The following is a 7,535-nucleotide window of genomic DNA, read 5'->3' on the forward strand; positions in this document are numbered from 1 at the left end:
ATTTTTTACATAACCATCTTAACATACATATAGGGGGTATATGTATGTATATTTTATGGAAATGTTATGAAGATTGTGTTAACTATTTCAGCTTTAATCCCTTTTTCTCAACGCACAAGGCCGTATCGGTGCCATTGAATAGCAAAATCGATTAAAGGACCAAAGTCTCCCTTTATTTTGAACCAAATTGACACAAATGATACAGCTATCTTATATTTGATGTAGAATTGGGGAGAAAGGGGCGGGTCATTCCTCGATGCCGAGTTACCTGTACGTGAAAATCAAGGAAGACATCAAGAAGCGTTTTCAAGATGGCGAATTGCCGGACGAAGCTCGATTGCCCTCTAGTCGCGATTTCGCGCGGGGGTATCGTTCGAGTGTAAATACGTTGGAGAAAGCGGTCAAGGAATTGTGCGTCGAAGGTTGGCTGAGGCGCGACAACAGGAGTGGAACAGAGAATGAAATTCTTGCGATTTTTCCTAGAAAAGAAATACTGGCTTAGAATATTCTTGTGGATCGCTTGCGTCATTCTGCTTATCGTGAGTTTATTCTCCGCGCTGATTTACTATAGCGTTGAACGTAAAGTATTCCATAGCGAGTATGAGAACAGCCAGAAGATTTTATCACAGATGAAATACAATATTGATTACTTGGACACGACGATTCGGAATCTGACGCTGTCCACATACGGCAATAACGAAGTCAAGGCTTTGATGTATTTGAAGGAAGACGAAACTTACGATCAACTGAGTACAATCAATAAGCTGAACGCAACCATCATCGCCAACAATCCGTTTTTGCATTCGATCTACATTTACAACAACTATAAGGACATCTATTATTCCACTTTCGGGGATTTGTTCCACGCCGATGCTGAACTGAACGAGGCGTTGAATTCGTATGACCGAATCCCTGCATTAAAGGCAATCGTGCGCAAATTGAAAATTTCGGACGAGCCTGAGCCGAAATTCATCACCGTCATGAGCTACATCATGTTCGAGAACATGAACGAGCAGAACCGGATGGACGGCGCCGTCATCCTGAACGTCAAGATGGACTGGCTCGTTAACAATATTCGTGCGTTGAGCGGGAACACCGGCGGGTCAAGCAGCTTCCTGTATATTCTCGACGACGCCAATCAATTAATCGAGACCGATCCGGGCAATCCAGTCGCTTCGAATCCGTTTGCTGTTCAAATCCGCGAGGCTTACGCGCAATCTTCCGGTTCATCCGTGCAAGAAAGCGGAGCGTCAGGTTTTCTATCGAAAAGCATACAAGGCGAGAAATATCTGATCTCCTACATCCGCTTGGAGAATACCGGGTGGGTGCTGCTTGAAGCGAGACCGCACAAAGAGGTTTATGCGAACCTGAAGCAGCTGTTGGACACGATTCTACTCATTACGGCAACCGTATTTATCGTGGCGTTGTTGCTTACGTTGTCCGTTACTAGGGGCATTTATGCGCCGGTTCGTAGATTGATGGAACAGACGTCGATGGGCGGCTCCGGCTCTGCGCAAGATTCATTGCTTCGTTCCAGAGTTCGGGACGAATTCGCTTATTTGACGGAGGTCTACCGCAAGTCCAAAGAGCAGCTGTACGAATACCAGCTGGAGAAAAACAACAATACGAATATTATGAAGCTTTACTTCTTGAGAAAATTGCTCGTGGATAGCCTCGGCATGAGCGCTTCAGAAGCAGACGACGCATTCAAGCAGCTCGGTGTTTCGTTCTCCGGGGAGAGACCTTTCCTGCTTTGCGTTCTGCGTATCGACGACTATAAGACGTTCATGCGCCGCGGCTTGGCCGAGCGCGAATTGCTCCGGTTCGCGATTGCGAACGTGACCGCCGAAGTGCTGTCCAATTCGTTCACTGCGCTGACCGTCGATATGAAAGACGACTCGTTCACAGTGTTGCTCAACCTTTCCGAAGCCGAGGGTGCGGAGGAACGGGCGGCGCTGCTGCTCGCGGAGGTTCAAAACTATATCCATAGTCACTACAAATTGAGCTTCACCGCCGCAATCGGAGGACCCGCCTTCGATTATACGGCGATCGCTTCCGCCTACGGCCAGGCTTTTGCCAATAGCTCGTACCGCTACGTATATGGCCCGATGTCTGTCATCACGCCATCCGTGATCGCCGAACAGACGGCCGGAGCTGATCTAGATCAGACACTGGAGATAGAGAGCCGATTTGTCGAGATATTTAAGAAAGGTGACTCTGTGAAGACGGAAGAGAAGCTCCGCGAGTTGTTCCGCCATATCCGCAAGCTCGAATACAGTGATATTATGCTCGTCGGGATGCAGGTCGTTCACCATCTCAAGAAAGCAATCTACGAGATGAACCGGACGCTCAAGGAGCCAATCGGGGTTCCGAAGCTGCTGCACGACCGCGAGCTTTACGAGGAAGAAACGATCGAAGGGTTCGAACGCCAACTGCTTGAGGCGGTCGCTTCTATCGGTATCGAAGGGAAGAATAATGTTCTCGAAGGCAATAAAGTTGCGGCTGATACCATCAAGGAGATCATCGACAACAATTATTTCGACTCGGGGCTTTCGGCGACAGGTATCTCCGACATGATGCGGTTGTCCTCTTACAAGCTTAGCAAAATTGCTAAAGAGCATTTCGGAATGTCGGTTACGGAATATATCAATCAGGTACGTTTGACCAAAGCAGTGGAGTGGATGGAGAACTCGAAACTTAGCATTCAGGACATTATGCGCAGGGTAGGCATTGAGAATGAAAGCTATTTTTACAAACTGTTCAAAGCGAATTACGAAATGACGCCTAGAGAATATATTGCGAGCAAAAGGGAACAATAGTTCGCTTCTCTCGACCTTTAGCGCTGCCGGCCCTGTGCCGGCAGCGCTTTTTTAAATAAAGTACAGTTGATTTTACACGTTTTTGCGTTTTGTACAGTGCTTTTTTGATGCCGCGAAAATGAGCAGTATTCAGAAGTTGGCCGATTCCTTTATGCTCAAGTCACAAACAAAACGGCGGTTGCGAATCGCCGAAAGGGGGAAACTTACTGATGAAAATAGGGTCGGCGCTGCGCAACGAGGGCAGACACTTCTGGAGAGGCAAAAGTTTATTCCTCCTCAGTCTGCCCGCCATGATCATTGTCTTCGTGTTTTATTACTTGCCGATGTTCGGTATCGTAATCGCGTTCAAAGACATCAACTACGCCAAAGGGATATGGGGAAGCGATTGGGCGGGACTGAACAACTTCAAGTTTTTCTTTCAATCGCAAGACGCGTGGCGCATTACGAGGAACACGCTTCTACTAAACGGGTTATTCATCTTCATCGGCATTTTCTGCTCCGTCATTATCGGATTACTTCTGGCAGAGCTCGGAAGGAAATGGGTGAGGATCTTTCAGACGGTGTTATTTTTCCCTTATTTTCTGTCCTGGGTCGTCGTCGGTTTCGTCACTTACATTTTGCTGAATCCGACATACGGTGTCATCGACAAAGCGTTGGAGTTGATGAATCTGACTCCGGTGGATTGGTATAGCAAGCCCGGCTATTGGCCGGTTATCCTGACTCTTACGTACTTGTGGAAAAATGTCGGCTACACCGCGATTATCTTTTTCACTGGCCTGATCGCGATCGATCCGACGTATTACGAGGCCGCTTCGATTGATGGAGCGTCCCGGTTCCAGCAAATTCGTAAAATCTCGATTCCGCTCATCGTTCCACTTATTACACTGCTTGTCATCCTGAATATCGGGCGGATTTTCTATTCGGATTTCGGGTTGTTCTACTTCATTCCCCGAGATTCCGGGATGTTGTATCCGGTGACGGACGTAATCGATACGTACGTATTCCGCGCACTCAGAGTGACCGGGGATATCGGGATGGCTTCCGCCGCTAGCTTGTACCAAGCGGTAGTCGGTTTGGTGCTCGTCTTAACAACGAACCTGATCGTTCGCAAATTTAACAAAGAGAACGCGCTGTTCTAAGGGAGGCGAGAGATGGTGCGCAAAGCAAATATAGAAAAAGCCGGCAACCAGCCATGGATTATTATAGTTTTCGTCGTCTTGTCGCTCTTGATCTTGTTTCCACTTCTATACGTGGTATCGGTCTCTCTGTCGAGTGATGGGGATATCGCACGATACGGTTACTTGCTGATTCCGAAGAACATCTCGTTTCAGGCGTACGACTATATTTTCCGTACGCCGAAGGAGCTACTGCAATCGTATATGATTACGATCATCGTAACGACTGGGGGGACGATTCTCGCCCTGCTCCTTACTTCATCGATCGCTTACGTCATGACCCGTAAGGATTACCGGTACAGCCGTTTAACAACGTTTTTCGTCTTCTTCACCTTACTCTTCAATGCTGGTCTCGTCCCGTCGTATATCGTCGCGACGAACGTGCTGCACATTCAGGATACGATCTGGGCCCTTATTCTGCCTTACGGTGTCAGCGCCTGGTTTACGATGTTGATGAAAGGATTCATGGACGGGCTGCCGTTCGAAATCATTGAGTCCGCGAAGATCGACGGCTCTGGGGAATGGGGAATATTTGCCCGAATCATTTTGCCGTTATCCAAACCTGCGCTGGCAACTGTCGGCCTGTTCTATGCACTCGCCTATTGGAACGATTGGTGGCTGGCGATGTTGTATATCCAAGATGAGAAACTCGTGCCGCTGCAGTACTATCTGCAGAGAATCATGACAAATATCGAATTTTTGACTAAAAACATGCAAGCTGGCATCAATGTCGATATGAGCGCAATTCCGACCGAATCAGCGCGCATGGCAATCGCGATCCTGGCTGCGGGCCCGATGCTGTTCGCCTTCCCGTTTTTCCAGAAATACTTGATTAAAGGGATGACCGTCGGATCTATTAAAGGTTAGGAGCAAATTCCACTAGATTATCAGTCCTGTTTTGGATGATAATAAATAGAACACAGGAGGTCTATTCTATGAAAAGAAAAGGGTTGAAGTTCGGCACGGTATCGCTGGTACTCATGCTGTGCGTAGGGTTGCTGCTAAGTGCCTGCGGAAGCGGGAACGAGAAAAATTCGCCGTCGGCAGTTAATTCCGGCACCAATTCGGGAACGTCGAGCAAAGGCGATACAGGCTCTGCTTCAGAATTGGAGCCTTACGTAATTACATGGTATTTGCCGCAAAACGTTTTCCCGGACGCAAAGCTTGTTCAAGACGCGATGAGCAAAATTACAAAAGAGAAAATCAACGCGACTTTGGACATCAAGCTGGTCGACTGGGGCACTTATGATCAAAAGATGCAAGCGATCGCGGCTTCCGGCGAAAAAGCGGATCTGGTTTTCACATCCAACTGGACGAACGATTATTTGACGAACGTGAACAAAGGCGCGTTCCTTGACATTACCGACCTGCTTCCGCAATACGGCCCGGACATCCTTAAGCAAGTGCCTCCAGCCGCATGGGATGCTGCCAAAGTCAAGGGCAAGTTATACGCGATGATTAATACGCAAGTGTTGGCCAGAACGCCTGGCGTTCTGATCAACAAGGACTATCTGGATAAATACGGCTACAACGTTGATCAATTCAAGACGTTGGCTGACCTGACTCCGTTCCTGGAGAAGGTGAAAGCGGGCGAGCAAGACAAATATCCGTTCAGCTTGAAGGGCGACGTAGATATTATGAACAACTACGGGGTCGCGATTGGACTTGAATCCTTCTCGTCGAAAAACCCGGGCGTCGTACGGATCAATGACGATTCGAGCAAAGTTGTTAACCTGTACGAAACACAAGAATTTGTTGACTTGCTGAAGCAAATGCGCGAATGGTATGAAAAAGGCATTATTCGCAAAGACGCTTCAACGCTGAAGGATACGAGTTCCGACGAGCTTGCGGGCAAATACGTTACTTCTACTTTTACGGTTATCAACCCGGATACGGCCGCCAACCAAGCTTCTAGATGGGGCGGAGGCGACGCTTCCAAAGTGGCTGCGGTCGAATTTTCCAAGCCGTACATGAGCACGGGTTCCATCATCTCAACAATGACAGCGGTAGCACGCACGTCTAAGGACCCGGCTAGAGCAGTGATGTTCTATAACCTGTTGTACTCCGATCCGGAGTTGTTTAACATGATGAGTTACGGAATTGAAGGTACGCATTACACGAAAGTTAGCGACGACTTGATCAAGAAGATCGACAATGCGGGCTATTGGGTCGATTCCGGCTGGGAATACGGCAACATTTTCAACTCCTACCGCACAAGCGAGACACAACCGAAATGGTATCCGGCAGGTCCGGATAAAAACGCGGCGGCTATTCCGTCCAAATTGCTTGGCTTCTCGTTCGATCCAACCAACGTGAAGAGTGAGCTCGCGCAAACGGCTTCCGTCGTGGACGAATTCTATGCCGGCCTCATTACCGGTATCGCCGACCCGGATACAGAATTACCGAAAATGAACGCCAAGCTGAAAAAAGCTGGCCTGGATAAGATCCTTTCCGAAATGCAGTCGCAAATCGACGCTTGGAAAGCTTCTAAGTAAACAGGATTTAGCACAATGGCCGCTGGCCTTCCAACCAGGAAGGAATCAGCGGCCATTGCTGCGATATATGTTGTGGAAAACTGTAGACCAACTTTTAAAAAGGATAATTCATGACGATTTGGAATGGTATTACTTAAGTTTATTTACTATTGTACAGTAACGATTCCTTCTTCATTAACCCAGTAGATATTAAATTTCATATGTTCTTTAAGCCATGTGATACGTGGGAGTAAGTTGGTGTACGTGGTGAACCCTTCTGGGAGAGCTATACCGAGATCTACTTGTGGATTTTCTCCACGGTATAAGACGAGGTCGAATAGAGCACCGGAAAACCAGTGACGTGCTTGAACATTTGAACTTTTTTCGGGATACCCCTTAACGCTGATCCACACTTCTTTGCATTCGGGGGAAAGGGCAATTATGTCTTTACCAGTTGTACGAGAAGCAGTATCAGCGACACTTCGAATTTGGTATTTATTTTGAACAAGATAGCTCACTACATGACCCTGGACATTCCCCTCCCAAAACCACGGTTTGGCTGGTAAATCAATTTTCAACTCAGGTTTGGGCATCTCCTCAAGCTGATATCTATTATTTTGAAGTCGGTTTATTTTTTTTATTTTATGACAATGCTCGCAGACACTATGATGTCTGATAATATATGTTTCATTAAATAGAGAACGGCATATTGAATTGACAGTCTGTCTTGGTGTAACATTTGATGCAATAGATAAGCAGTCATCACAAAGTGCTACTTCGGATAAGGCTACAAACACTCGTTCTTTGTTTGTCACTGTGCTTCCTCCCGTTTGATAAGATACTAGTATTGTATCAGAATATGGAAGTGTCAATAGGGCTTTGATCAAGCAACCTTGCTAAACAACTTGACCACTACACTCCGACGCATTGTGGTTTTACACAGCCACGCCTCATTCTCATAAATAGCAAAAGGACCTCAGATCATTGATATGCTCCCCTTGTAGTAGACAGTTGAAATAATAAAACTGTTTACTACGAGGTGGAGCATTTTTATGTCTCATAGATCG

General features: G+C 47.1%; 6 protein-coding genes. 5 read left to right on the top strand and 1 reads right to left on the bottom strand.

Annotated elements, in window-relative coordinates:
- Positions 1-256 precede the first annotated feature (256 nt).
- The 5 genes from JFN88_RS08815 (at position 257) to JFN88_RS08835 (ending at position 6,489) form a co-directional block, all read left to right on the top strand.
- The gene (locus JFN88_RS08815; protein ID WP_199018956.1) at positions 257-502 is read left to right on the top strand and encodes a GntR family transcriptional regulator; all 246 of its coding nucleotides are present in this window, start codon (positions 257-259) and stop codon (positions 500-502) included.
- Positions 459-2,819 carry an AraC family transcriptional regulator gene (locus tag JFN88_RS08820; protein ID WP_199018957.1) on the top strand — a complete coding sequence of 787 codons (2,361 nt, stop codon included), beginning with the start codon at positions 459-461 and terminating at the stop codon, positions 2,817-2,819. Before JFN88_RS08815 ends, JFN88_RS08820 begins: the two co-directional genes overlap by 44 nt.
- A 209-nt stretch (positions 2,820-3,028) precedes the next feature.
- A complete protein-coding gene (locus JFN88_RS08825) occupies positions 3,029-3,958 on the top strand; it encodes an ABC transporter permease (RefSeq protein ID WP_199018958.1) in 930 nt (309 codons plus the stop codon).
- Between the two features lie 12 nt (positions 3,959-3,970).
- Positions 3,971-4,861: a carbohydrate ABC transporter permease gene (locus JFN88_RS08830; protein ID WP_199018959.1), complete on the top strand. Its 891-nt coding sequence runs from the start codon at positions 3,971-3,973 to the stop codon at positions 4,859-4,861.
- 68 nt (positions 4,862-4,929) lie between these two features.
- Positions 4,930-6,489 (top strand): DUF3502 domain-containing protein, encoded by a 1,560-nt coding sequence (locus JFN88_RS08835; protein WP_199018960.1) that lies wholly within the window; start codon positions 4,930-4,932, stop codon positions 6,487-6,489.
- Positions 6,490-6,635: 146 nt separating this feature from the next.
- Here the strand turns inward: JFN88_RS08835 and JFN88_RS08840 are convergent, their stop codons facing one another.
- Positions 6,636-7,283: a hypothetical protein gene (locus JFN88_RS08840; RefSeq protein WP_199018961.1), complete on the bottom strand. Its 648-nt coding sequence runs from the start codon at positions 7,281-7,283 to the stop codon at positions 6,636-6,638.
- Positions 7,284-7,535: the final 252 nt, after the last annotated feature.

It is taken from the genome of Paenibacillus roseus (assembly GCF_016424485.1).
Lineage (GTDB): Bacteria > Bacillota > Bacilli > Paenibacillales > Paenibacillaceae > Paenibacillus_D > Paenibacillus_D roseus.

Excerpts from the sequence above, each read along its gene's own strand:
- JFN88_RS08830 (WP_199018959.1), top strand. The coding sequence starts at position 3,971 with ATGGTGCGCAAAGCAAATATAGAAAAAGCCGGCAACCAGCCATGGATT.
- JFN88_RS08815 (WP_199018956.1), top strand. The coding sequence starts at position 257 with ATGCCGAGTTACCTGTACGTGAAAATCAAGGAAGACATCAAGAAGCGT.
- JFN88_RS08835 (WP_199018960.1), top strand. The coding sequence starts at position 4,930 with ATGAAAAGAAAAGGGTTGAAGTTCGGCACGGTATCGCTGGTACTCATG.
- JFN88_RS08820 (WP_199018957.1), top strand. The coding sequence starts at position 459 with ATGAAATTCTTGCGATTTTTCCTAGAAAAGAAATACTGGCTTAGAATA.
- JFN88_RS08825 (WP_199018958.1), top strand. The coding sequence starts at position 3,029 with ATGAAAATAGGGTCGGCGCTGCGCAACGAGGGCAGACACTTCTGGAGA.